General features: G+C 69.8%; 19 protein-coding genes and 1 pseudogene. 10 read left to right on the top strand and 10 right to left on the bottom strand.

Annotation, left to right across the window (positions count from 1 at the left end; translation table 11 throughout):
• Positions 1–29: 29 nt before the first annotated feature.
• A complete protein-coding gene (gene dnaN / locus ACTWP9_RS32155) occupies positions 30–1160 on the bottom strand; it encodes a DNA polymerase III subunit beta (RefSeq protein ID WP_443249851.1) in 1131 nt (376 codons plus the stop codon).
• A gap of 911 nt (positions 1161–2071) precedes the next feature.
• Positions 2072–4048, bottom strand: coding sequence for a chromosomal replication initiator protein DnaA (gene dnaA, locus ACTWP9_RS32150; protein WP_443249850.1), 1977 nt, complete (start codon positions 4046–4048; stop codon positions 2072–2074).
• 468 nt (positions 4049–4516) lie between these two features.
• On the opposite strand from dnaA, the gene rpmH reads away from it, so the two are divergent.
• The 9 genes and pseudogenes from rpmH (at position 4517) to ACTWP9_RS32105 (ending at position 11239) form a co-directional block, all read left to right on the top strand.
• Positions 4517–4654 carry a 50S ribosomal protein L34 gene (gene rpmH / locus ACTWP9_RS32145; RefSeq protein WP_016906158.1) on the top strand — a complete coding sequence of 46 codons (138 nt, stop codon included), beginning with the start codon at positions 4517–4519 and terminating at the stop codon, positions 4652–4654.
• 24 nt (positions 4655–4678) lie between these two features.
• Positions 4679–5044 (top strand): annotated as a pseudogene (rnpA, locus tag ACTWP9_RS32140) (ribonuclease P protein component); the annotation flags it as partial.
• Positions 5045–5103: 59 nt separating this feature from the next.
• Positions 5104–5394, top strand: coding sequence for a membrane protein insertion efficiency factor YidD (yidD, locus tag ACTWP9_RS32135; RefSeq protein WP_443249849.1), 291 nt, complete (start codon positions 5104–5106; stop codon positions 5392–5394).
• Positions 5395–5397: 3 nt separating this feature from the next.
• Positions 5398–6600, top strand: coding sequence for a membrane protein insertase YidC (gene yidC, locus ACTWP9_RS32130; protein ID WP_443249848.1), 1203 nt, complete (start codon positions 5398–5400; stop codon positions 6598–6600).
• Between the two features lie 20 nt (positions 6601–6620).
• Positions 6621–7133: a Jag family protein gene (locus tag ACTWP9_RS32125; RefSeq protein WP_443249847.1), complete on the top strand. Its 513-nt coding sequence runs from the start codon at positions 6621–6623 to the stop codon at positions 7131–7133.
• Positions 7130–7894, top strand: coding sequence for a 16S rRNA (guanine(527)-N(7))-methyltransferase RsmG (gene rsmG / locus ACTWP9_RS32120; RefSeq protein ID WP_443249846.1), 765 nt, complete (start codon positions 7130–7132; stop codon positions 7892–7894). Before ACTWP9_RS32125 ends, rsmG begins: the two co-directional genes overlap by 4 nt.
• A gap of 271 nt (positions 7895–8165) precedes the next feature.
• A complete protein-coding gene (locus tag ACTWP9_RS32115) occupies positions 8166–9323 on the top strand; it encodes a ParA family protein (protein WP_443249845.1) in 1158 nt (385 codons plus the stop codon).
• Positions 9320–10486: a ParB/RepB/Spo0J family partition protein gene (locus tag ACTWP9_RS32110; protein WP_443249844.1), complete on the top strand. Its 1167-nt coding sequence runs from the start codon at positions 9320–9322 to the stop codon at positions 10484–10486. The genes ACTWP9_RS32115 and ACTWP9_RS32110 overlap by 4 nt, the downstream gene beginning before the upstream one ends.
• 132 nt (positions 10487–10618) lie before the next feature.
• Complete coding sequence (locus ACTWP9_RS32105) at positions 10619–11239, top strand: GNAT family N-acetyltransferase (RefSeq protein WP_443249843.1); 621 nt, start codon at positions 10619–10621, stop codon at positions 11237–11239.
• Positions 11240–11339: 100 nt separating this feature from the next.
• Here ACTWP9_RS32105 and trxA read toward each other — a convergent pair whose 3' ends face one another.
• The 7 genes from trxA to ACTWP9_RS32070 form a co-directional block, all read right to left on the bottom strand.
• Positions 11340–11669, bottom strand: a complete 330-nt coding sequence (gene trxA, locus ACTWP9_RS32100; protein ID WP_209209333.1) for a thioredoxin — start codon at positions 11667–11669, stop codon at positions 11340–11342.
• An 87-nt stretch (positions 11670–11756) separates the two neighbouring features.
• Complete coding sequence (gene trxB, locus ACTWP9_RS32095) at positions 11757–12743, bottom strand: thioredoxin-disulfide reductase (RefSeq protein ID WP_443249842.1); 987 nt, start codon at positions 12741–12743, stop codon at positions 11757–11759.
• A 105-nt stretch (positions 12744–12848) separates the two neighbouring features.
• Entirely contained in the window at positions 12849–13934 is a 1086-nt protein-coding gene (locus tag ACTWP9_RS32090; protein WP_443249841.1) for a hypothetical protein, read from the bottom strand.
• A complete protein-coding gene (gene sigM, locus ACTWP9_RS32085) occupies positions 13931–14719 on the bottom strand; it encodes an RNA polymerase sigma factor SigM (protein WP_443249840.1) in 789 nt (262 codons plus the stop codon). Before sigM ends, ACTWP9_RS32090 begins: the two co-directional genes overlap by 4 nt.
• Positions 14720–14771: 52 nt before the next feature.
• Entirely contained in the window at positions 14772–16859 is a 2088-nt protein-coding gene (locus ACTWP9_RS32080) for a hypothetical protein (protein WP_443249839.1), read from the bottom strand.
• A gap of 133 nt (positions 16860–16992) precedes the next feature.
• A complete protein-coding gene (gene murJ, locus ACTWP9_RS32075) occupies positions 16993–19203 on the bottom strand; it encodes a murein biosynthesis integral membrane protein MurJ (RefSeq protein WP_443249838.1) in 2211 nt (736 codons plus the stop codon).
• Positions 19204–19241: 38 nt separating this feature from the next.
• Positions 19242–21761: a DUF6049 family protein gene (locus ACTWP9_RS32070; protein ID WP_443249837.1), complete on the bottom strand. Its 2520-nt coding sequence runs from the start codon at positions 21759–21761 to the stop codon at positions 19242–19244.
• A gap of 163 nt (positions 21762–21924) precedes the next feature.
• On the opposite strand from ACTWP9_RS32070, the gene ACTWP9_RS32065 reads away from it, so the two are divergent.
• On the top strand, positions 21925–23436 hold the full coding sequence (locus ACTWP9_RS32065; protein ID WP_443249836.1) for a CCA tRNA nucleotidyltransferase: 1512 nt from the start codon (positions 21925–21927) through the stop codon (positions 23434–23436).
• Here the strand turns inward: ACTWP9_RS32065 and ACTWP9_RS32060 are convergent.
• Entirely contained in the window at positions 23399–24745 is a 1347-nt protein-coding gene (locus ACTWP9_RS32060; protein ID WP_443249835.1) for an MFS transporter, read from the bottom strand. The two genes, ACTWP9_RS32065 and ACTWP9_RS32060, sit on opposite strands and share 38 nt — an antisense overlap.
• Positions 24746–24787 lie beyond the last annotated feature (42 nt).

Raw genomic sequence — 24787 nt, 5'->3', positions numbered from 1 at the left:
GCTGCCGCCGGGGACGCCCTCGGCAGGCGTCAGCCCGAGAGCCGCACGGGCATGATCAGGTACTTGTACGCCTCGTCAGCCTCGGCGTCCTTGGCCGGACGGCCACTGAGCAGGGCGGGCTTGGTCGAGGTCGTGAACGACAGCTGGGCGACGGGCGAGTCGATGGCACTCAGCCCCTCCAGCAGGAACCCGGGGTTGAAGGCGATCGAGACGTCGTCGCCCTCCAGCTCCGCGTCGACCCGCTCCACAGCCTGTGCATCGTCGCTGGAGCCGGCCTCCAGGGTGAGCACCCCCTGCTCGAAGCTGAGCCGCACCGGAGTGTTCCGCTCCGCGACCAGCGCCACACGCTTGACGGCCTCCACGAACGGCGCCGTCTCGATCACCGCGACGGAGTTGAACTCCGTCGGGAACAGCGTGCGGTACTTCGGCAGGTCGCCCTCCAGCAGCCGCGTCGTCGTCCGCCGCCCGGCGCCCTCGAAGCCGATCAGCCCCTCGCCGGAACCGGAGCCGGACAGCGCCAACGTCACGCTGTCCCCGCCGCTGAGCGACTTGGCGGTCTCCAGCAACGTCTTGGCGGGCACCAGGGCCACCGCGGAGGCGTCCGGCGTCTCGGGCTTCCACAGGAACTCGCGGACCGCGAAGCGGTACCGGTCGGTGGAGGCCAGGGTGACGGTGTCGCCCTCGATCTCGATCCGCACACCGGTCAGCACCGGCAGGGTGTCGTCCCGCCCGGCCGCGATGGCGACCTGCTGCGCCGCCGCGGCGAAGACCTCGCCGGGAACGGTGCCGGTGGCGGACGGCATCTCCGGCAGTGCCGGGTACTCCTCCACGGGGAGGGTGTGCAGGGTGAACCGGGAGGAGCCGCAGACCACGGTCGCCCGTACACCGTCTGTGGAGATCTCCACCGGGCGGTTGGGGAGGGCGCGGCAGATGTCGGCCAGCAGCCGGCCGGAGACCAGCACCGTGCCGTCCTCCTCGACCTCCGCCTCGACCGAGACCCGTGCCGAGACCTCGTAGTCGAAGCCGGAAAGGCTCAGTGTGCCGTCTTCCGCCTTCAACAGCAGGCCCGCGAGCACGGGCACCGGCGGGCGGGCGGGGAGGCTCTTGGCCGTCCAGGCCACCGCCTCCGCGAGCACATCGCGTTCAACCCGGATCTTCACGTTCAGCCGCCTCCTGCTGCTGCCTCTGCTCGTGCTTTGCCGGGCACCAGTCTGACGCACCGGACTGACAGCAGGTGCGGGTGCGGGTCAAGTCGGCGCGATCGGGGTCGGGGCCCGCGGCGCCGAGTTGTGCACAGCCCCCACTTCGAAGCGAATCCCGGGCTCTCTCCGTGTGGTCGTAGTAGTAGGGCCTGTGGAAACGGTGGAAAAGCGCGTTTCCGCAGCTCAGCCCGGGAATTTTGTCCACCGCGCCTGTGGGTGGACCGGTGGAGGAAGCGGGGTTCGCTGTGGACGCGGAAAAGTTCTGCACACCCCGCCCACAGGCAGAGGTGGTTTCCCCACAGCGGCGCCCACAGTTTTACCCGCCTTTCCCACAGCCCAATCCCCGCCCTCGATGTGACGGCTTTCACTCGGACCGGTGAGGAGGCGCGTTGGGTTACCGAACAGTGGACAGCTCTGTGGAGAAGTAGCCGATCACTGGGGAAAAGCAGCCCCAACCTGTGGGCGGCCGGTGGACAAGCCACGAGCCGCCTCGCGCCCTGTCCCGCCCTCCACATCCTGTGGACGTCGCGCGCCCACAAGTACACAGCCGAGTGACCTCGGTAAACCGCCTTCCCACCGGGGCAGTTGTGGACGCCCTTGGGACAACGGAAAAGGTCCCCAGGGTGTGGAAGCGGCAAACCGCCCGTCGCTGTGGACCGGGCCGCTTCTGGACCCATGATTCGAACAGCGAAGGGCCCCCGGGGAGTTGTCCCCCGGGGGCCCTTCGCCTCACGGAGCCTGCGCCGACCGCGCACAGCGGCTGTGTGGTCGGGCGGCTGTGGCCGTTGTGGCCGTTGTGTGGTCGGGCGGCGTCGAGCGGCTGTGTCAGCCGGGCGGCTCGTATCAGCCGGGTGGCTCGGCGGCTCGTGTCAGCCGTTCTTGATGCGGTTGGTCAGCTCCGTGACCTGGTTGTAGATGGAGCGCCGCTCGGCCATGAGCGCGCGGATCTTCCGGTCGGCGTGCATCACGGTGGTGTGGTCGCGGCCGCCGAACTGGCCGCCGATCTTCGGCAGCGAGAGATCGGTCAGCTCCCGGCACAGATACATCGCGATCTGCCGTGCTGTGACCAGGACCCGGCTGCGTGAGGAGCCGCAGAGATCGTCCACCGTCAGCCCGAAATAGTCGGCCGTCGCAGCCATGATCGCGGGCGCGGTGATCTCCGGCGTCGCGTCCTCACCGCCGGGGATGAGGTCCTTCAGCACGATCTCGGTCAGGCCGAGGTCGACGGGCTGCCGGTTGAGGCTGGCGAAGGCCGTCACCCTGATCAGGGCGCCCTCCAGCTCCCGGATGTTGCGGGAGATGCGCGAGGCGATGAACTCCAGCACCTCGGGCGGGGCGTTCAGCTGCTCCTGCACCGCCTTCTTACGGAGGATCGCGATCCGCGTCTCCAGCTCGGGGGGCTGGACGTCGGTGATCAGGCCCCACTCGAAGCGGTTACGCAGCCGGTCCTCCAGCGTTTCGAGGGCCTTGGGCGGCCGGTCGCTGGAGAGGACGATCTGCTTGTTGGCGTTGTGCAGGGTGTTGAAGGTGTGGAAGAACTCCTCCTGCGTCGACTCCTTGTCCGCCAGGAACTGGACGTCGTCGACGAGCAGGATGTCCATGTCGCGGTAGCGCTTGCGGAACGCGTCCGCCTTGCCGTCGCGGATGGAGTTGATGAACTCGTTGGTGAACTCCTCCGAGCTGACGTAGCGCACCCGTGTGCCCGGGTAGAGGCTGCGCGCGTAGTGGCCGATCGCGTGCAGCAGATGCGTTTTGCCGAGCCCGGACTCGCCGTAGATGAACAGCGGGTTGTACGCCTTGGCCGGTGCTTCCGCCACGGCGACGGCCGCGGCGTGCGCGAAGCGGTTCGAGGCGCCGATCACGAAGGTGTCGAAGAGGTACTTCGGGTTCAGCCGTGCGGTGGGCTCCCCCGGACCCGTGGCCGGAGCCGGCTGCGCGGCCAGCGGCCCGGGCGCTCCGCTGGGCGCTGGCAGCTGCGCCGGGCTGTCGTAGTGCGGGGCGGGCGGCCGACCCTGGGGCGGCACCTGCGGGCGGGGCCGCTGCGGGGGCTGCTGGTGCTGCTGCTCGTACGACTCGAAAGACTGCTGGTCGTAGCCCTGCCCACCGCGCTCGTAGGTCTGACTGCCGGCGCGCTCGTAACCCTGTCCGCCGCTGTAGCCCTGGGCACCCTCGTAGCCCTGGCCGGTGTCGTAGCCGCCGCCCTGCTGGTCGTAGGACTGCTGCTGCTCGTAGCTCTGCTGGTCGTACGGCTGCTGCTGGCGCTCGTAGGGCTGGCGGGGCTGGTGCTGCTGCGGGGGATACGGCTCGCGCGGCTGCTGCCAGTGGGAGTAGTCCGTCGGGTACGCGGAGCGGGCACCGGGGACATCGCGGCTCTCGTACTGCTCGTACCGGTCCTGCTCGTATCTGTCCTCGGCGTATCGGTCCGGCTCGTAGCGGTCCGGCTCGTAGCGGTCCTGGTGGCCGTGCTGTTGCGGGGGCTGGGGGTGCGAGGGCTGCTGCGGCTGTGACGGCTGCTGCTGTTCGGGGGCCGGTGTGGGGGACGGGATGGCCGGGGCGGGTGGGGCGGTTGCCTCGGGGGCGGGGCCCGTCACCGTGATCGCCAGCCGGATGGGCTGCTGGCACTCCCTGCTGAGGGCCTCGGTGATCAGCGGTGCCAGGCGGCCCTCCAGGACCCCCTTCGCATACTCGTTCGGAACGCCGAGCAGTGCCGTACCGGAGACGAGGACGAGGGGCTGGCAGTCCCGCAGCCAGCGCTGGTCCTTGGCCTCGACACCCTGCCCCTCGCGCAGGAGCTGGTCCAGCACCCGTGGCCACACTGCGGCAAGATCGGCAGGTAGGTCAGCCACGGGGCACGCTCTCTCACTCGCTGGGTGACGGGTCACTCGCTGGGTGACGGTCGTCCGGTGATCGACCAGGTCCCACGAATGCATGTTTCTCGGGACGGTCGGGAAGGAAGGGAAGTTCGGCCACGGTAGTCACGCGGACGTGCCCCGTTCAAGTCGTTGTCCACAGGCTGTGCACGAGTGCAGTAGCCGGGCAGCGGTGGGCGGAGCGGCCCCCGGGCGGGGCCGGGCGCCCCGCTGGCGCTGGTTTGACCGGATGGCGTAGGCGCGCGTACCGTAACCAGGTCGAGTGTCGACGGCTGCTGCCGCCTGCCTCCGATGGGCAAGATCGGCGGGTTCTCCCGCTCGATCATGAAGCGGTGCACACTCGGGCGTTGCGAGCTACTCGTGGGCGCACGGTGACAGCCGGTCGACTCCCCACACCCAGTCCCGCGGTGATCGTGGGACACGAAGCATCTCTGGAGCCCCCGAGTGAGCAAGCGCACCTTCCAGCCGAACAACCGCCGCCGCGCGAAGACCCACGGCTTCCGGCTGCGCATGCGGACCCGCGCCGGCCGCGCGATCGTCGCGAACCGCCGCAGCAAGGGTCGCGCCCGCCTGTCGGCCTGAGCAGCCTGACCACAGGTCCATGACGTGCTGCCTACCGAGAACCGGCTGAGGCGGCGCGAGGACTTCGCGGCCGCGGTACGCCGAGGACGCAGGGCTGGCCGCCCGCTCCTCGTCGTCCATCTACGCAGTCGAACGGACCCGCATGCGTCGGGGGGAGAGGTTCCCCCGGTGCGTGCGGGTTTCGTCGTGAGCAAGGCCGTCGGCAATGCGGTGATCCGTAACCGTGTGAAGCGGCGCCTGCGGCATCTGCTGCGGGACCGCCTGTCCCAGCTGGCCGCCGGTAGCCTTGTCGTCGTACGGGCGCAACCCGGCGCGGCGGAGGCGGACCACGTGGAACTGGCCCGCGATCTGGATGCCGCGCTGCGGAAGCTGCTCAAAGGGTCCCCTCGCTCAGCTGCCTCGGGGGACAGCCCCCGGATTCCCGGCCGTGAACCGGGAGGGAGAGCTCAGTGAAGTACCCGCTGCTGTGGTTGATCAAGCTGTACCAATGGACCATCAGTCCGATGCTCGGCCCGGTGTGCCGGTACTACCCGTCGTGCTCGCACTACGGGTATACGGCCATCAACCGCCATGGCGCCGTGAAGGGAACGGCGCTGACGGCCTGGCGCATTCTGCGCTGCAATCCGTGGTCGCCCGGTGGCGTCGACCATGTCCCCGCCCGGAAGCACCCGGTATGGCACCAGCGGATCCGCTCCCGCTGGCAGCAGCACCGGACCCAGTCCAACGCCCAAGGAGCCTGATACGTGGACACGATCCTGAGTCCTCTCTATACCGCTGTCTCCTGGATCATTGTCCAGTTCCATTCGCTGTTCAGCCTGGTCTTCGACGAGAACAGCGGTTGGGCCTGGGGTCTGTCCATCTTCTGCCTGGTGGTGCTGATCCGGATCTGCCTGATCCCGCTCTTCGTGAAGCAGATCAAGTCGACCCGGAACATGCAGGCGCTCCAGCCGAAGATGAAGGCGATCCAGGAGCGCTACAAGAGCGACAAGCAGCGCCAGAGCGAAGAGATGATGAAGCTCTACAAGGAGACGGGCACCAACCCGCTCTCCAGCTGCCTGCCGATCCTGGCGCAGTCGCCGTTCTTCATCGCCCTCTTCCAGGTGCTCAACCACATTGCGGGCGACCGGGCGGTGGGTGTGCTCACCCAGTCCCAGGTCGACAGCGCCCGTAACGCCAAGATTTTCGGCGCCCCGATCGCCGCGAAGTTCATGGACAGCGCCGACAAGGTGCAGGAGCTGGCCGCCACGCTGACCGACGTCCGTGTCGTCACGGTCATCATGATCATTCTGATGTCGGCGTCGCAGTTCTACACGCAGCGCCAGCTGATGACCAAGAACGTCGACCTGACGGTGAAGACGCCCTTCATGCAGCAGCAGAAGATGCTGATGTACGTCTTCCCCATCATGTTCGCCGTCTTCGGCATCAACTTCCCCGTCGGTGTCCTCGTCTACTGGCTGACCACCAACGTGTGGACGATGGGCCAGCAGATGTACGTGATCAAGCGCAACCCGACCCCCGGCTCCCGCGCCTTCACGGAGCGCCAGGAGAAGCTGCGCGCCAAGGGCAAGCTCAAGGAGGACCCGAAGGAGGTCGAGGCGCGCGAGGCCGCCGAGGCGGCCCGGGTCCGGCGGCAGCAGCCGAAGCGGCAGCCCAAGGCGAAGCGTCAGACCGGCGGCGGCCCGGTCGCCACGGGCGTCAAGAAGGACGACTCCGCCCCGGCCGCCACGTCCATGCAGAAGACCGGCCAGAAGACGAACCAGAAGCAGGGCGGTCAGTCCGGTCAGTCCGGGCAGAAGCAGTCCGGGCAGAAGGGCGCCGGCCAGAAGCAGGGCGGCGGGTCGAAGGCGGCAGGCCAGGCCAAGTCCGGCCAGCAGAAGTCGGGCCAGAAGAAGTCCGGTCAGCAGCGCAAGGGCCCGCAGCGTCCCAAGCACCCCTCCAAGAAGTGAGCACCGAAGGAGCCCCCGCCGTGACGGACACGACTGCCCCAGAAGGCGCCGAAGCCGACACCGACACCCTGACCCGCCTGGAACAGGAGGGTGAGATCGCGGCCGACTACCTCGAGGGACTTCTCGATATCGCCGACCTGGACGGCGACATCGACATGGACGTCGAGGCCGACCGTGCCGCGGTGTCGGTGATCAGCGAGGGCTCGTCCCGCGACCTGCAGAAGCTGGTCGGCAGGGACGGGGAGGTCCTGGAAGCCCTCCAGGAGCTGACCCGGCTGGCCGTGCACCGGGAGACCGGTGACCGCAGCAGGGTGATGCTGGACATCGCCGGGTTCCGGGCCCGTAAGCGCGAGGAGCTCGCGGAGCTGGGCGCGAAGGCGGCGCAGGAGGCGACGAGCAGCGGGGAGCCCGTCAAGCTGCGTCCGATGACGCCGTTCGAGCGCAAGGTCGTGCACGACGCGGTGAAGGCCGCCGGACTGCGCAGCGAGTCCGAGGGCGAGGAGCCGCAGCGCTGCGTGGTTGTACTCCCGTGACGGAGCGGTCGGGGGAGACCCCGGAGCAGCAGGCGGAGCTGCCGCCCGCTCCGGAGGCGGCGCACAAGGCGTTCGGGGACAGCCTGCCCGCCGTCGAGCGGTACGCGGAGTTGCTGGCGGATGCCGGAGTACGCCGCGGACTGCTCGGCCCGCGCGAGGTGCCCCGACTGTGGGAGCGGCACCTGCTGAACTGTGTGGTGCTCTCCGAGGTGGTGCCCGAGGGCGTCACCGTCTGCGATGTCGGCTCGGGCGCCGGGCTGCCGGGCATTCCGCTGGCGCTGGTACGGCCGGATCTGGAGATCACGCTGCTGGAGCCGCTGCTCCGGCGGACGACCTTCCTCCAGGAGGTCGTCGAGCTGCTGGGGCTCGACCATGTGACCGTGATGCGGGGCCGGGCCGAGGAGATGCTGGGCACGCTGACCCCTGTCCATGTGGTGACGGCCCGCGCGGTGGCGCCGCTGGACCGGCTGGCCGGCTGGGGCGTTCCCCTGCTGCGGCCGTACGGCGAGATGGTGGCGCTCAAGGGCGACACCGCCGAGGAAGAGGTACGGGCCGCCCGGGATGCGCTGCACAAGCTGGGTGTCGTGGAGACGACGGTGGAGCAGATCGGCCGCGGTCTGGTCGATCCCCCCTCGACGGTTGTACGGGCCAGGGTCGGCGAGAGCCCCGGCGGGGTGCGTTTCGCGGCCCGCCGCGTCAAGGCCGAGAAGGCAGCCCGAGCGAGCGGCCGCTCCACGCGGGGCGGCCGACGGCGGCGCTGACGCACGGAGAGGGAGTGACCGGGTCGGCGGTGAAACGCTGATTCGGTTACTCCATAAAAACGCTTAAGACCCCGCGGAGCGGAGTGTCGCGGCGGTCACCGTCGGGTGCGTGTGCATCGTGTTTCACGTGAAACGCCGCTCTCTGTTGCACGGAATCATCAACCGAGGCCGCGCTGCCGCCAGCGCGCGCGGCCAGACCGCCCCTGAGCCCCGCTCGGACGTGGAGTTGTCCACAACTGAGCGGGGCTCGCTGGTTCACGGGACCGAAAGCATGGGAGGCTCTGTCCATAGCGAGCCTGATGTTGAGGAGAGTGAACCGTTGCGGTCCGACGCCAACATCGCGGGACCGATGGCCGACCCGGTCCCCGGTCCCCGCACAGAGCCGGGGGATACCAGCGCGGGTGGGGTCGCTCCCCGCGGTGACGCGGCACGTGAAACGCCACCGCCCATGGATGACACGCCGATCGGCCGCGCGGCCCAGCAGGCGGTCGAAGCGATGAACCGCGCCGGGGAGGGGCTGCCTCGGCCCGCCCAGACGAGGGTCATGGTCGTCGCCAACCAGAAGGGCGGAGTCGGCAAGACCACCACGACGGTGAACCTCGCCGCCTCGCTGGCCCTGCACGGGGGCCGCGTCCTGGTTGTCGACCTCGACCCGCAGGGCAACGCCTCGACGGCGCTGGGGGTCGACCACCACGCCGAGGTTCCGTCGATCTACGACGTTCTGGTGGAGAGCAAGCCGCTCTCGGAAGTCGTCCAGCCGGTGCCGGACGTGGAGGGGCTCTTCTGCGCGCCAGCGACCATCGATCTCGCCGGTGCGGAGATCGAACTCGTGTCACTGGTCGCGCGGGAGAGCCGCCTTCAGCGCGCCATCGAGGCATATGAGCAGCCGTTGGACTACGTCCTCATCGACTGCCCGCCCTCGCTGGGGCTGCTGACGGTGAACGCGCTCGTGGCCGGCGCCGAGGTGCTGATCCCCATTCAGTGCGAGTACTACGCGCTGGAGGGGCTCGGCCAACTGCTGCGGAACGTCGAGCTGGTGCGGGGCCATCTGAACCCCCGGCTGCACGTCTCGACCATCATCCTCACCATGTACGACGGCCGGACCCGGCTGGCATCGCAGGTGGCGGAAGAGGTGCGTAGCCACTTCGGCAAGGAGGTCCTGCGCACCAACATCCCGCGTTCCGTACGGATTTCGGAGGCGCCCAGCTACGGGCAGACGGTCCTCACCTATGACCCGGGCTCCAGTGGTTCGCTCTCCTATCTGGAGGCGGCGCGGGAGATTGCTCTGCGAGACCCGCACATTGAGCAGGCGCAGCAAGCACAGCAGCAGCTTCAGCTACAGCAGGCGCAGGCCCAGCAAGTACACGCACATCACACACAGCAAGCACAGGCGCAGCAGCACGGCAGCATGGCGGAGGGGACTCAGTGAGCGAGCGACGTAGGGGTCTGGGGCGGGGGCTCGGTGCACTGATCCCGGCGGCTCCAACGGGGACGGATACCGCTGACCCCTCCGAGAACGAACAGAAGCCGAACATGTCGGGGGGCTCCACCTCCCCCACCGCTGTTCCCGTGCTCACTCCCGAGAAGGGTGTACGAGGCGTGGCGGCGGCCAAGGTCGCCGCGCTCTCCCAGCGGGAGAACGAGGACGAGGTTTCAGGTGAAGACGCCGTTTCACGTGAAACGGAGCCATCGGCCACCGTGGAGGGCGGTGTTCCGGAGGAGGCGGGGGGTGCGTTCTTCGCGGAGGTGCCTCTCGACGCCATCACGCCGAACCCGCGGCAGCCCCGTGAGGTCTTCGACGAGGATGCGCTGTCCGAACTGGTCACTTCCATCAAGGAAGTTGGCCTCCTCCAGCCCGTGGTCGTCCGGGAGCTCAAGGCCGGCAGCTTCGAGCTCATCATGGGTGAGCGCCGCTGGCGGGCCTGCCGTGAGGCGGGGCTGGAGCGCATCCCGGCCATCGTCCGGGCCACCGAGGACGAGAAGCTGCTGCTCGATGCGTTGCTGGAGAACCTGCACCGCGCACAGCTCAACCCGCTGGAAGAGGCGGCCGCCTACGACCAGCTCCTCAAGGACTTCAGCTGCACCCATGACGAGCTGGCCGACCGTATCGGCCGCTCCCGCCCGCAGGTGTCCAACACGCTGCGGCTGCTGCGGCTCTCTCCGGCCGTGCAGCGCCGAGTGGCTGCCGGGGTGCTCTCCGCGGGGCATGCGCGGGCGCTGCTGTCCGTTGAGGACGGAGAGGAGCAGGACAAGCTCGCTCACCGCATCGTGGCCGAGGGACTCTCGGTGCGTGCGGTGGAGGAGATCGTCACGCTGATGGGCGGCAAGCCCAAAGGCAGCACCAAGCCCAAGGGACCCCGGGCCGGTGCTCGGGTCTCCCCCGCGCTGGACCACCTGGCGGGGCGGCTCTCGGACCGCTTCGAGACGCGGGTGAAGGTCGATCTCGGCCAGAAGAAGGGCAAGATCGTGGTCGAGTTCGCCTCGATGGAGGATCTGGAGCGCATCCTGGGGCAGCTCGCTCCGGGTGAGGGCCGGGTGCTGGAGCAGAAGCTCGCCGAGGGCGACAGTGGCGAGGACGCCGATGCCTCGTAGCGCTGGACCTGCGGAGAGCTGAATCCCCATAGACGGTGAGGGGCCCGGGCTGTCGCTCGGGCCCCTGCTTGTGCCCGTCACAACAGAAGAAACCCGCCGACGAGTTGTCGCCCCATGGATACGATGTCTGTCATGGGGCGACAACTCGTTCCGCTCACGCTGGACAACCTCCCGGATCTGCCGAAGCGCTGCCGTGGGTGCACCTTCTGGGAGCTGGACCCGGTCAGCGGTGAGGAGGCGAAGAAGGCGGGACGGCCGGATCTGGAGAAAGAAGCCTGGATCTCGGCGGTGCTGCTGGAGTGGGGTTCCTGCGGCCGGGTCGTCTATGTCGACGATGTAGCGGTCGGCTATGTGCTGTACGCGCCGCCTGCGTATGTGCCGCGTTCCTTCGCCTTTCCCACCAGCCCCGTCTCCCCCGATGCGGTGCAGTTGATGACGGCCTCCCTGCTGCCGGGGTTCCAGGGGCAGGGGCTCGGCCGGATGATCGTGCAGACAGTGGCGAAGGATCTGCTGCAACGGGGGTTCAAGGCGATAGAGGCGTTCGGGGACACACAGTGGACGGAACCGGCCTGTCTGCTGCCCGCCGACCATCTGCTGTCCGTCGGCTTCAAGACCGTCCGTCCGCACCCCCGCTATCCCCGGCTGCGGCTGGAACTGCGCTCCACCGTCTCCTGGCGCCAGGACATGGAACGGGCGCTGGACCAGTTGCTGGGCAAGGTGCACAGCAAGGAGCCGGCGCTGCGGCCGCTGTGAGGGCGCAACTCGGGGCTTTCGAGGGCGTCTCCGAGTACGTCTGAGGGGCGCGCCGTTTCACGTAAAGCGGCACGCCCCTCAGCCAGTGACGGGATGGTCCTCAGCCGATGAAGTCCGCGAGGTCCTTCTCGATGGCGGCCTTCGGCTTGGCGCCGACAATGGTCTTCACGACCTCGCCGCCCTGGTAGACGTTCATCGTCGGGATCGACATGATGCCGTACTTGGCGGCCACACCCGGGTTCTCGTCGATGTTGAGCTTGACCACCGTCAGCTTGTCGGCGTGCTCGGAGGCGATGGCCTCCAGCGACGGGGCAATCTGACGGCACGGGCCGCACCAGGCCGCCCAGAAGTCGACCAGCACGGGCTTGTCGCTCTTCAGGACGACATCGTCGAAGTCGGCGTCGGTCGCGGTCACGGTGGCACCGGCCATGGTGCTTCTCCTCATTCTCTGTTGACTGCGGGTCGGGTGGGGAGCTGGTGGGGGACAAGGGCGGGTCCCCCGTGGAGGGCTGTCGCGTCAGACGGCTGCTGCGGTCTTCTCCGGCTCCGGGGTCTCCTCGGTGGCCACATCGGTGAGCGCGGCCAGATACCGCTCGGCGTCAAGAGCCGCGGAGCAGCCGGTGCCCGCTGCGGTGATGGCCTGGCGGTAGGTGTGGTCCACCACGTCGCCCGCCGCGAAGACGCCGGGGACATTGGTGCGGGTGGAGGGGGCGTCCACCTTGAGGTAGCCGTCCTCGTCCAGGGTCAGCTCCTCCTTGAAGAGGTCCACGCGCGGGTCGTGACCGATGGCGACGAACAGGCCGGTCACATCCAGCTCGCGGGTCTCGCCGTTCCGAGTGTCCCGCAGCGTCAGACCGGAGAGCTTGCCGTCCTTGCTGTGGATCTCGGCGACCTCGCTGTCCCAGGCGAAGGAGATCTTCGGGTCGGCGAAGGCCCGCTCCTGCATCGCCTTGGAGGCACGCAGCGTGTCCCGGCGGTGGACCACGGTGACCGAGGCCGCGAAGCGGGAGAGGAACGTGGCCTCCTCCATAGCGGTATCACCGCCACCAACGACGGCGATGTGCTGCTCACGGAAGAAGAAGCCGTCACACGTGGCGCAGTAGGAGACGCCGCGGCCGGAGAGCTCCTCTTCCAGCGGCAGGCCCAGCGTGCGGTGCTGCGAGCCGGTGGAGACGATCACGGTCCGGGCGCGGTGGACGGTGCCGTTGGAGTCCGTGACGGTCTTCACAGGACCGGACAGGTCGACGGCGGTGACGTCGTCCGGGATCAGCTCGGCGCCGAAGCGCTCGGCCTGGGCCCGCATGTTGTCCATGAGCTCCGGGCCCATGATGCCTTCCTGAAACCCGGGGAAGTTCTCGACATCGGTGGTGTTCATCAGCGCCCCGCCTGCGGTGACGGAGCCCTCGAACACCAGCGGCTTCAGCGACGCGCGGGCGGTGTAGAGCGCAGCCGTGTATCCGGCTGGGCCCGAGCCGATGATGATGACGTTACGGACGTCGCTCACGGGAGTCTTCCTTGTCTGCCGACTGCTTCCGGGATCTTCTGCCGAGGCTTGCACCCCGTCCAACGGATCCTAAGGGGAAGACATTCCCGGGCCTGCGACCGCGTGTCACCCGCGCGGGTAGGTGCGTTTGAACAGCACCTTCCCGGGGCCCGACGGGTCGGCGCTGACACAGGAGGGGTCCACCAGGTAGGCGTCCACCAGGTTCGGGTCGCCGCCCTGGTGGGGCAGGACGACCAGATAGCCGGAGCGGCTCTCGAAGGTGGCGTCGGCGTCGACAGCCAGCGGGCTCTCCGTACGGTGGATCCCGTCGCGTACGCAGGACGGCATGCCCTGTCCGCCGCCCATCCTGTCGTCGCGAAGCGTCTTCTCGTCGGTGCTGGGGCTCCGCTTGGTGCCGACCGAGGGGGAGTCGCTGGGCGGCGTGGACTTTTGCGGCGCGTTCCGGGAGGGAGACGGCGACTTCTGGTCGGAGAGCAGGTGCTGGACGCGCTTGCGCAGCCGCTGGTCGTCGCTGCTGCCGCCGGCGTCGGTGTCCGTGGGGGCCGTGGAACTCGACGGTGCGTCGGGAGCCTGCTTGCCGGTCGTCGACTGGGCGGTGCCCGAACTCACCTCGGCGGGCGCGGGGTTGGACAGCGCCCGGATGGTGATCCCGCCGAGCGTGAGGACGGCGAGAGACGCAGCCGCCACGAGCACCATCGTCCGCCTCCTGCGTCGGGTGCTGAGGGGGACGGGGGCAGTCGCTGTTTCACGTGAAACGGGACTCTGAGCTGTCTCGGGAGCGGGATTCTCGGAAGATTCCGAAGCCGTTTCACGTGAAACAGCGCCGTCGCGAGAAGCGGCCTCCTCATCCGGGACAGCCTCGTCATCTGGGACAGCCTCGTCATCCGGGACGGTCGCGTCCTCTGAAGCGGTCTCGGTCTCCCCCGGCACCGTGGCTGACAGCAGCGCCTCCGCCGCCAGGGCCGCGTCGATACGACTCGCCACATCCTCCGGCATCTGGGCAGGCCCGGGCAGGGTCCCCAGCGTCTCGCGGATCCCCTCCAGGGAGGCGTACACGTCGGCGCAGAGCTCGCACTCCACCAGGTGGGCACGGAGATCCGCCTGGCGCTCGGTGGGCAGGATGCCCTCGCTGAGTGCGGAGATCTCGGTGACCTCTGGGTGCTCGCCGTACGGGAAAGGAGTGGATGTCATGCCTGCCCCCCTCCCTTCACGGCTCCAGAGCCTGTGGTGTCTTGCTGAGCGTTCCGTCGAGCCTTCCGTGGTTTCTTCGGTGGCACCCCTCTCGGTGTTGGGACGGAAGCGCCCGAGGACGGGTTCCCTTCGCTGCTGCCGCCGCCTTCGGCGCTGCCGCTCCCGCCCGCGCCACCGTTGCTCTCTTTGCTGCTGCCGCCGCCGGGACGCAGGTGGGAGACGAGCGGAAGCAGCCGGGCGCGGCCGCGGGCGCAGCGGCTCTTGACGGTACCCACGGCCACATCGAGCACCTCGGCGGCCTCGGCGACGGGGTAGCCCTGCATATCCACCAGCACCAGCGCGGCGCGTTGCTCGACGGGCAGTTCGGAGAGCGCGGTCACCACCTGCTGCTGCACGTCCTGCCGCTCCACAGGCGCGGCTGCGGACTCGTGAGGTTCGAGGAGCTGTTCCATGCGCTCGGTGTCGTCGGTGAGCGTTGCGCGGCGGGACGCGGCCTTGCGGGCGCGGTCCAGACAGGCATTGACGGTGATGCGGTGCAGCCAGGTGGTGACGGCGGACTGGCCGCGGAAGGTGTGCGCGGCGCGATAGGCCGAGATGAGGGCGTCCTGCACGGCGTCGGCAGCCTCCTCGCGGTCTCCCAGCGTCCGCAGGGCCACTGCCCACAGCCGGTCCCGGTGGCGGCGGACGAGCTCCCCGAACGCCTCCGGGTCGCCCGCGACGTGGCGGGCGAGCAGCTCCTTGTCGTCCGGCCCGGCCATCCCGTCGGGCGCGCCGTCGCTCGCCATCAGCCCCTCCCCTTGCCCTGCCGCGCCCACGTCGGAAGCGGCGTCCACTGCCTCAACCGAGGACCTGGACCTCCGTGACGCGACCACGGTAGTTGCCGTCGTCGGTGAGTGGGAGCTTGGTGAGCCACAGCAGTACGTAACGGGTCTTGATGGGCTTCTTCGCCTTCAGGGTGAGGTGTGCGCCGGAGCCGCTCGTGACCTTGCTGAAGCTGCTCAGCGAGGACGGCATGTCGGTGACGCTGTTCGGCGCTGCCAGGAAGCTTGCCGAGGTCTTGCCGATGAAGTCGACCTTGAGCCGGCTGACCTGCCGGGTCTTCCCCAGATCGAGGATGAGGCCGGCGCCGGACTTGAAGTTGCCGAACGTGGGGTAATTCAGGTACTTGTCCGTGAGCCAGTAGGTGCCGGGCTTGCCGTCCACGGCGTCGCCGACCCGCTCCGGCTTCTCACGCCCGTCCGAGCTCTCCGGGTCGAAGTCCTGCACGTCCTCGACCTTGACCGGCTTACCGGTCCCCGCGGCGTTGTCTTTCCCCTTCACCTGCTTCGCGGACTTCTTGCCGACCGGCGGCTCGCCCTTGAGCAGCGCGTCGGCGACCTGCCAGCTGCCGAGCCCGAGCGCGGCGATCAGCAGCGCGGAGACGCCCCACTTGAGCACCTTGCCGGTACGGCCCGGCAGCGCAGGGGGCGTGGCTCCCGCCCTGGCGGCAGGCGCCCCGGGAGCAGCACCTCCGGGTCCGCCGGGTGCCGCGATGCCGGCCGGGCGCTGATACGCCGGGGGCGCGGTGAAGGCCGGCTCCGGTGGGCGGATCTTGGGCAGCGCGGAGACCGCCTTGGACAGCTCTTCCGGGGTGGTGCAGGGCTGCTCCTGCCGCGAGGCGGTCGCGCCGTCGTTGACGAGGGCGCGCATGGCCAGCGTGGACAGCCCGCGGTGGATGCCCGCGCGGAGCTGCTCGGGCGCCACGAGGGTGCCGATGTCCAGCGAGCCGACCCCCGGCAGTCCGTGCGCACCCTCCTCGTACGGCCAGCGCCGGGTGAGCGCCGCGTACAGCAGCGCGCCGATCGCCTCGGTGTCGTCCCGCTGCGGGTGGTCGCTGGTGACCCCGCGCAGGGCCGCGTTCACGGCGAGACCGCGGACGCGGTATTGGCCGATGCCGGTGCGCAGCACACAGGAAGGCGTCAGCCGCAGGTGCGCCAGCCCCTCGCGGTGCGCCGCGGTCAGCGCCTGGGCGAGCTGGCTGACGAGCTGATACGCCTCGTGCGGCTCCAGCGGGCCCGCGGCGAGCAGCTCGCTGAGCGGAACGGCGTCGGGCAGCCACTCGTGGACGACGTAGACCAGCTCGCCCTCCTCGACCGCGTCAAGGACCTGCACGAACCGGGGGTCGCCGAGCAGGGCCGCCGAGCGTGCCGCGGCGAGTACCTGGCGGGAGCGGGCGTGCCCGACGGGCAGCGCATGGACCCCGACGGCGCGGCGCAGCTTCTCGTCGACGGCGCGCCAGCTGCTGAAGCCGTCGAGGCGGGTGACGCACTCTTCGAGACGGTAGCGCTTGGCGAGCTTGTGGCCGCTGTGCAGCTCGGGCACCCGCAGCTCGGCGGGCGCCATCGCGGCGCCGGCCTCGGAGCCGGTGTCCTGCGCGGCAGGGGTGTCCTTGGGGTCGACGGCCTTCTCGGCGTCGGCGGTGGTGTCGGGCTTCTCGCTGCCCTTGACCTTCTCGCTGCCCTTGGCCCTGGCCTTCTCCTTGTTGGCCTTGGGCTTGGCCTTCGGCTTGTCGGCGTCTTCGGTATCGGCCTTGCCCGCGTCTTCGCCGTCGGCCTTGTCCGTGGGGGAGGTGGCGGAGGTCTCGGCGGCATCCGCGGTGTCGGCGTCCTGGGCCGGTTCAGGGTCGGCTGCGGTCGGCTCGCCCGCGCTGCTCCCTTCGGGGGACTCTTCGGGCGACGTGGCACCGGGGGAGTCCGTCAGAGGTGCGGTGTCGGAGGGGTCGGCCGAGGGCTCCTTGTGCGGGGAGATCCCGGCGCTGTGGCTGTATCCGTTCGTCGCGTCCGTCGCACCGTCGCCCGTGGCCCCGTCCTGCTGGGCGGTCAGCGGTTCGCCGTTCGCACCGCTGGTCTCGGCCACGCCGACAGCGGCTGTGCTCCGTTCCGCCACCGTCGTTCCTGCCTCCCCATCCGTAGTGGCCGTTTTCCTGGAAACGGCCAAAAACATTGTGCCTACACCTCGCCGCTATGCACGACACGCGGGGGCGAATGATGGTTGTATACGCCGGTTTCTCGCCGAGTTTTCATCGGCCGAGTCTGGCGCGGACCATGCCGAGCATCGCCGTCATTTCCTCAATGCGCATGCGCTTCGCCGCTAGGACGAAAACCGCGCCCAAAACGATCCCTCCACCCACCAGGGCGGCGATCGAGCCGAAGGTGCCACTGCCCAGTACGTGGGTGACGCCCCAGGCCGCGGCGCCCGCGGCCAGCGTGGCCGGAACACTGGCGCCGGCCAGCCGCGTGTACGTACGGACCACGTGCCGCCCGTCGAGGTCGCCGCCCAGCCGGTTGCGGAGCCGCCGCCAAGCGACACCGACTCCGATGATGTAGGCGAGCCCGTAGGAGGCGGCCATCCCGACGACGGCCCAGCGGGAGGGCAGCAGCAGGAAGCACAGCGCGGAGGCTGCGCCATTGACGGCGGCCACTATCACCGTGTTGAAGAACGGGGTGCGGGTGTCCTCGTAGGCGTAGAAGGCGCGCAGCACGACGTACTGCACCGAGTACGGGATCAGGCCGAGACCGAAGGCCATCAGCATGTATCCCATGGAACGGGCCGCGTCCACGCCCGCCGAGCCGTAGATCATCGTGCACATCGGGATACCGAGAGCCAGGAAACCGAAGGCGATCGGGACGATGGCGACGGCGGAGTTGCGCAGCCCTTGGGAGATGTCGTCCCGCACGGCGCCGGTGTCGCCGTCGGCGGCGGAGCGGGAGAGCCGGGGCAGCAACGCGGCCATCACGGAGACGGTGATGATCGACTGCGGCATGGTCCAGATGAGCTGCGCGTTCGAGTAGGCGATGTAGCCGGTACCGGAGTCGCCGTGCTGCGCAGCCGTATCGCCCGCCCAGGTGGACAGCTGCGAGACGACCAGCACACCGGCCTGGTTGGCGAGGACGAACAGGATGGTCCACTTGGCCAGCTTGGCGGCCTTGCCCAGGCCGTGGCCGCGCCAGTCGAAGCGGGGCCGGATCCGGAAGCCGGCGGCCCGCAGATACGGGATCATCGCCAGCGCCTGGACCACCAGGCCCAGCAGGGTGCCGACGCCCAGCAGCCGGATGCCCTCGGGGGGGATGGTGTTGACGGTCAGGTTCGAGGTGTCGGCGGTGCCGTACACCCACAGGAACATGCTGATCGACGCGATGATGACGATGTTGTTGAGGACCGGGGTCCACATCATGGCGCCGAAGCGGCCCCGCGCGTTGAGGACCTGGCCCATCACCACATGGATGCCCATGAAGAAGATCGAGGGCAGGCAGTAGCGCACGAAGGTGATGGTGACCTCGTTGGCGGCCGGATTGTCGGCGAGCTTGACCGACATCAGCCGCACCAGCAGCGGAGCGGCGAAAACGGCGGCCACGGCCAGCCCGCCCAGGATCACCGCGACGAGCGTCAGCAGCCGGTTCGCGTACGCCTGCCCGCCGTCCTCGTCGTCCTTCATGGCCCGGACGAGCTGCGGGACGAAAACGGAGTTGAGGCCGCCGCCGACGGTGAGGATGTACAGCATCGTCGGGAGCGTGATGGCGAGCTGGTAGCTGTCGCCGAGGGCCGAGGCGCCGAGCGCGGCAACGATCATCGCGGAGCGGACGAACCCGGTGAGCCGGGAGACCATCGTGCCCGCGGCCATGATGGCGCTGGACTTGAGGAGCCCTCCCCCGCCGCCGGGCTTGGCGGGCGCGGCAGCTTCACCTCCCGCTGCCGGGGCCGCCTTCGGCGGGGCTCCCTTCGGGGCGACGGTGCCGAGGTTGACCGTCTGGGCTGACGGCTCCTCGGCGGCGCCGGGTGCCCCGGGTTCGGGCGGGTAGGGCTGCGGCGGCTGGGTGGGATCCGGGTGGAACGGTGGCTGCTGCGGGGGGCGCTGCGGTTGGGCGTGGCCCTGGTCGCGGTAGAGGTGCGCGAAGGCGTCCCCCGGCGGGCCCGCGGGCTGCTGCGGCGGCTGAGGCGGGCCCGAAGCCGGTGCGGGCTGCGGGGGCGGGCCCGAAACCTGAGCAGGCTGCTGGGGCGGCTGCCCTCCCTGATATGCCTGGGGCTGGGGCGCCTGTTCCTGGTACGGCTGTTGCCCGTAGGGCTGCTGCCCCGGGGTGGGCTGCCAGGCGTGCGGCGGCGGGTCCTGGGCCGAGGGGTCGCGCTCCTCGTACGGGTCGCGCCCGTAGGCGTCCGGCGCATACGCGTCTTCCGGCCGGCCGGAGCCGTCACCGGGGGTCCGGCCCCGGTCGCCGCCATACGGCGCGTTCATCGTCGCTACCTACCCCTGCCCCTGCTCGCCCGGAAGAGTCAACGGTCCACTTTCTCACCCGCGGCCGGAGGGTTGTCGTTTTCCCGTTCGGTGTCGTCTCCGTCACCGTGGGGGGTGTCGGCCGAGTCCCCGGTGGTCTCAGCTTTCGAACCCTCCCTTTCCGGGCCGCCCTTCTCCGGGCTGTCCTCCCCCGGTTCGCCCTCTTGCGGGGCGTCCTCCTCCGGGGTGTCGTTCTCCTCGGCGTCCTCTGAGCCGTCGCCGTCCGGCTGCTCCAGCGGTGCGTCGGGGTCCGGGGCGGGGCCGGAGCGCTTGCGCTGGGTGTACATCCGGATGCCGGCGAGGACGATGAGCAGCACGCCGCCCGCGATCACCAGCAGCACGGTCGAGGTGATGGAGGTCACGTTGACCTGGAACTTCATCACCTTGCCGTAGCGCTCGCCGTCCTCGGTGTAGAGCTGGGCGTAGACGTAGGCGCGGCCGTTGTTCTTGGCGGTGGTGTCGAACTTGAGGGACTGGGTGTGCTCCCCGTCGACCGTGACCCGCTTGGAGTCGCCCACATCCAGGCCGATCCGGCTGGAGCGCAGCTCCAGTACGAGCCCGTCCACGCCCTGGGCGAGGTTGTTCTGGACGGTCACGGGGATGGTGGCCTCGCGTCCGGAGAGCGTGATGTCGGACTTCTTGATGAGCTTGACCGCGCCTCGTAGCTCCAGCAGGTACTTCTCCACGTCGTTGCGGTAGCTCCGGGAGGCTCGGCCCTCGCCCCGCCAGGCGTTGGAGACCTCGCGGTCTATGGCGGTGGTGAACGGTGGTACGACGCGGTTGGCCTGGCTGAGGATCTGCTGGAAGTCGTCCAGCCCGTCCTTGGTCTTGCGCACCTGCTCGAAGGCGGCGGTGGGCAGCTCCGTGCGGCGCAGCGAGGCGGGGTAGGAGGACGGCGACGGCATCTTGCGGCGTGCGTTGGGGTCCGGCTTGGCCTTGGCGGCGTCCGTCAGGCTGCTGTGCTCGGTCCAGCCGCTGGCCGCGAGCGCCTTGATACCGGCTGCCATCGCCTGCGCCTGGGAGACGGTGGGCATCCGCTGCGGGGCGACGACGACGCTGCGGCTGCGGGAGGGGGCCTGCCGGGCCAGCGAGAGGGACTGCGCGGCGAACCGCTGGACGGCCAGCGAGGAGGCTCCGGCCCGCGACAGATCGTCCTCGAAGGCGGTGGACAGCGGTGCGTCGGCAACCAGCGCGGTGTTGCCGCTGCCGATGGGGCGGGCCGCGGTGGGGCTGTAGGAGAGCGCGTTCTCGCGGACGCTGTCGCTGCGGGCGATGACGTTGTGCGCGCCCGCCGAGGTGGCGACGTCCACGATGGAGGAGTCGACGGCGCCCTTGTAGGGCCAGGCGAAGTCCGTGCTCGGTTTCACGTGGAGCACCGTCTCGACCGTCTCCCTGCCCGTCGTGGTGGCCTGGCCCAGCGAGCTGAGCGCCCCACGGATGTGCGTACCGCGGTGGGCGAGCGAGGCCAGGTCGGGGTCGGCGAACGGGAGGGCGACGACCTCCTTGCCGGCCACCGCCCCCTGGAGCTCGTCCAGCCACTGCTTGGCGTACTCCTGGCCCTTTCCGGCGACGGTGTCGTCCGGGCCGCCGCCGGGCTTGTGCACCCGATAGCGGCGGGCCATCACGTCGACGCTCGCCAGCAGATCGGGGTCGATGACCCAGGTGACATTCAGATCCTTGCCGAGTTCCAGCATCTGCTCGAGGCGACCGCCGGGGGCCAGCTCCTTGGCGAGGTCGTCGTCGCGGAAGACCGGGGTCTGCTGCTTGTCGGACTGAGTGCGCGCCGTGACGTGCGGGGTGGAGATCAACGGCCACAGATAGGTGAGCCGGGTGCGGTGGCCGGACGCCTTCTTCTGCCAGGGCAGGAAGGTGCGGCCGATGCCGAGGATCTGGTCGTAGGGACGGTTACGGGTCTGCCCGGTGAGGGAGACGCCGAGCTGGTAGACGCCGTCGGCGCCGAGGTGGAGGTCGCTGACCGGGATCTTCAGGGAGAAGGAGCGGGAGACTCCGGAGGCGAGACCGTTGAGCCGCATGGAGTGGCCGCCGGCGACCTCGGTGCCGTCGGCGCCGGAGAGGTAGCCCTTGCGGCGCGCGGCCTGCTCGATGGCGCTGCGGGAGCCGAGGGTGGGGCCGATACGCGGGGTCAGCCGAAGGTGGCTCAGCGTCGTGCTGCTGGCGTTGGTGACCGTGCCGGTCAGGGTGAGGGTGCCGCCCGGTTCCGGGACGGCGGGGGTGACCTCGTTGACGGAGATCCGGGTGCTGCGGGAGCCCGTGCCGGTGCGGGCCGCGGGCGCTGCCGAGGCTGCCGATGCCGCTTGGGCTGCGGCCTCGGGGGCCGTCGCCGGTGCTGCCGATGCCGCGGGGGCGGCCGTGGGCAGCGCTCCCGCCAGTACGGGGAGCGCGGAGAGGAGGAGCACCGCGGCCCGTCGCTTCCAGCGGTTCGTCCCGTTTGGGCCGGCCGTTCCCCTTGGACCAGGGGGAGCCTGGCTCTCAGCCGCCTCGGCCACGCGCACGTCCATCCCGTCGTCGGTCGTCGTCCCGTTCGCCTGATGGTAACGATGCCCGGAGGGTGGAAGTGCCGCGCCGTCCACCACATGATCACCGGTGCTGGTGGGCGCCCTGCGGGCGGGCGCCGGGAACGGGGGCGCCTCCGGGCGGGGCGGCAACGTAACCTGTGCTGTTGTGCCGAACGCCAAGAGTGACAGCCAGGATCAGCCCACCGCCGCGGCGGTCCCCCCGACGGGGCCCACATCAGACCGACCGGCAGCCGAGCAGCTCAGTGAGGTGCAGCGGCGTGCCGTCAGTGAGCTGCTACGGGTCTCACCGGTGGCGGACGAGCTAGCGCGCCGCTTCCGCGAGGCGGGTTTCCGCCTCGCTCTCGTCGGCGGCTCGGTACGCGACGCACTGCTGGGACGGCTCGGCAACGATCTCGACTTCACCACGGACGCGCTGCCCGAGGACGTATTGGAGATCGTGCGGCCGTGGGCGGATGCGGTGTGGGAGGTCGGTATTGCCTTCGGCACCGTAGGGATCAAGAAATCCGACTTTGTCCTGGAAGTGACGACGTATCGGTCGGAGATCTACGACCGAAGCTCCCGCAAGCCCGAGGTGTCCTACGGCGAGACGATCGAGGAGGACCTGGTCCGCCGCGATTTCACGGTGAATGCGATGGCCGTCGCGCTGCCGGAGAAGCACTTCGTCGATCCGCACGGCGGCCTGGAGGACCTGGCCGCACGGCGGCTGCGTACGCCGGGCACCCCGCAGTCGTCCTTCTCCGACGACCCGCTGCGGATGATGCGGGCCGCGCGCTTCGCTGCGCAGCTCGACTTCGAGATTGCGCCGGAGGTTGTGGCCGCCATGAACGAGATGGCGGGCCGGATCGAGATCGTCTCGGCGGAGCGGGTGCGGGACGAGCTGAACAAGCTGCTCGTCTCCCCTCAGCCGCGCGAGGGGCTTCGGCTGCTGGTGGAGACCGGGCTGGCGGACCATGTACTGCCGGAGCTGCCCGCACTGCGGCTGGAGCGCGATGAGCACCACCGGCACAAGGATGTCTACGAGCACTCGCTGACCGTGCTGGACCAGGCGATCGACCTGGAAGAGGACGGCCCCGACCTGACGCTGCGGCTGGCCGCGCTGCTGCACGACATCGGCAAGCCGAGGACGCGGCGGTTCGAGAAGGACGGGCGGGTCTCCTTCCATCACCACGAGGTGGTGGGCGCCAAGATGACGAAGAAGCGGATGGCCGCGCTCAAATACCCCGGCGAGACGATCAAGGACGTCTCGCGGCTGGTGGAGCTGCATCTGCGCTTCCACGGCTACGGCACGGGTGAGTGGACGGACTCGGCGGTACGCCGCTACGTCCGGGACGCCGGTCCGCTGCTGGACCGGCTGCACAAGCTGACCCGCTCGGACTGCACCACGCGGAACAAGCGGAAGGCCCAGGCGCTCTCGCGTGCGTACGACAGCCTGGAGGAGCGCATCGCGCGGCTCCAGGAGCAGGAGGAGCTGGACGCCATCCGGCCCGACCTCGACGGCAACGAGATCATGCAGGAGCTGGGCGTGCGGCCCGGCCCCGTGGTGGGGCGGGCCTACAAGCATCTGCTGGAGCTACGGCTGGAGCACGGGCCGCTGGGTCGTGACGCAGCCGTCGCGGAGCTCAAGAAGTGGTGGGCCCAGCAGGAGGCGGCCCCGTAGGAGGGCTGACCTGTCCCGTCCCGCCGCGTGCCTCCGTTTCACGTGAAACACGGAAGAGCGCGGCGGCGATGGACGCGTACAGCACCGCAACCCCTACGACGATGACTGCGGAGCGCCCGTCCGGTGGGAGCATGGCGGCGGCCACTCCGGCGGCGCCGACGTAGGCCACGTTGTAGAGCATGTCGTAGAGAGAGAAGACCCGGCCCCGGAAGGCATCGTCCACGGAGGTCTGCACGGCGGTATCCGTGGCGATCTTTCCGGCCTGGGTGACGAGTGCCAGCATGAAGGCGGCCAGCAGTATCGGCACGGGCTGGAACGTCAGCCCCAGCGCGGGTTCCAGCACCGCGGCGGTGCCCGCGCACAGCGCCATCCAGCCGAAGACCCCGGCCCGCCGCACCCCGGAGGGCGTAAGGACGGCGGCGGCGAAGAAGCCCAACCCCGACAGTGCGAGCGCGATACCGAGCAGTTGCAGCCCACCGTCGGTCCGGCTCCTGTCACTCCACGAGTACCGGGCCAGCATCAGCACTGTGACCGTCAGCGCCCCGTAGCAGAACCGCATCAGCGCCGAGGCCGCCAGCGCGTACGCCGCCCTCCGGCGCTCGCGGAGATGGCGCAGCCCGGCCAGCAACCCCCGGGCGGTACTGGCGACGGCGGCCAGCACGCGGGGCTGCACCTCGGTGGGGTCGGGCCCGAGCAGGCCCTTGGCCATCCGTAGGGAGGCCAGGCCGGCCAGCAGATAGACCGCGGCTCCCGTCAGCAGGACGAGGGCGTCCGCCTCGCGGCCCGTACCGGGGGCGAGGTAGCGCACCACGAACGCGACACCGCCGCCCATGGTCGCGGCAAGTGTGCCCGCGGTCGGGGAGAGGGAGTTGGCGATGACGAGCCGGTCGCTGTCCACGACGCGGGGCAGCGCGGCCGAGAGTCCGGCGAGGATGAAGCGGTTGACGGCGGTGACTGTGAGCGCGGACAGATAGACCAGCCACTCGGGAACGGCGCCGAAGACAAGCGCCGCGGTGGCGGTGGCGAGCGCGGTGCGCAGGACGTTGCCGAAGAAGAGCACCTGCCTGCGCCGCCAGCGGTCCAGCAGCACGCCTGCGAACGGCCCGAGGAGGGAGTAGGGCAGCAGCAGCACTGCCATCGCGGAGGCGATGGCGGCGGGGGAGGTCTCCCTCTCGGGGGAGAAGACGACGTATGCCGCAAGTGCGACCTGATAGATGCCGTCGGCGAGTTGGGAGAGCAGTCGTACCGTCAGCAGCTTCCGGAAGTCCGGGAAACGGAGCAGGGTGCGCAGGTCACGTGCGACGGACATGGGGACAGCCTCACACAGTCGGGGCCGAGTCCTGGGGGGTTT

Origin of the sequence: Streptomyces sp. 3N207 (genome assembly GCF_052246355.1) — a bacterium.
Taxonomy (GTDB): domain Bacteria; phylum Actinomycetota; class Actinomycetes; order Streptomycetales; family Streptomycetaceae; genus Streptomyces.
This window is presented reverse-complemented; position numbering and strand designations above follow the sequence as displayed.

Bases quoted from the DNA above. Each gene is read 5' to 3' on its own strand.
- sigM (WP_443249840.1), bottom strand. From the start codon at position 14,719: ATGGCGAGCGACGGCGCGCCCGACGGGATGGCCGGGCCGGACGACAAG.
- trxA (WP_209209333.1), bottom strand. From the start codon at position 11,669: ATGGCCGGTGCCACCGTGACCGCGACCGACGCCGACTTCGACGATGTC.
- ACTWP9_RS32115 (WP_443249845.1), top strand. From the start codon at position 8,166: ATGGGAGGCTCTGTCCATAGCGAGCCTGATGTTGAGGAGAGTGAACCG.
- ACTWP9_RS32090 (WP_443249841.1), bottom strand. From the start codon at position 13,934: ATGACATCCACTCCTTTCCCGTACGGCGAGCACCCAGAGGTCACCGAG.
- ACTWP9_RS32105 (WP_443249843.1), top strand. From the start codon at position 10,619: ATGGGGCGACAACTCGTTCCGCTCACGCTGGACAACCTCCCGGATCTG.
- ACTWP9_RS32060 (WP_443249835.1), bottom strand. From the start codon at position 24,745: ATGTCCGTCGCACGTGACCTGCGCACCCTGCTCCGTTTCCCGGACTTC.
- murJ (WP_443249838.1), bottom strand. From the start codon at position 19,203: ATGAACGCGCCGTATGGCGGCGACCGGGGCCGGACCCCCGGTGACGGC.
- ACTWP9_RS32070 (WP_443249837.1), bottom strand. From the start codon at position 21,761: ATGGACGTGCGCGTGGCCGAGGCGGCTGAGAGCCAGGCTCCCCCTGGT.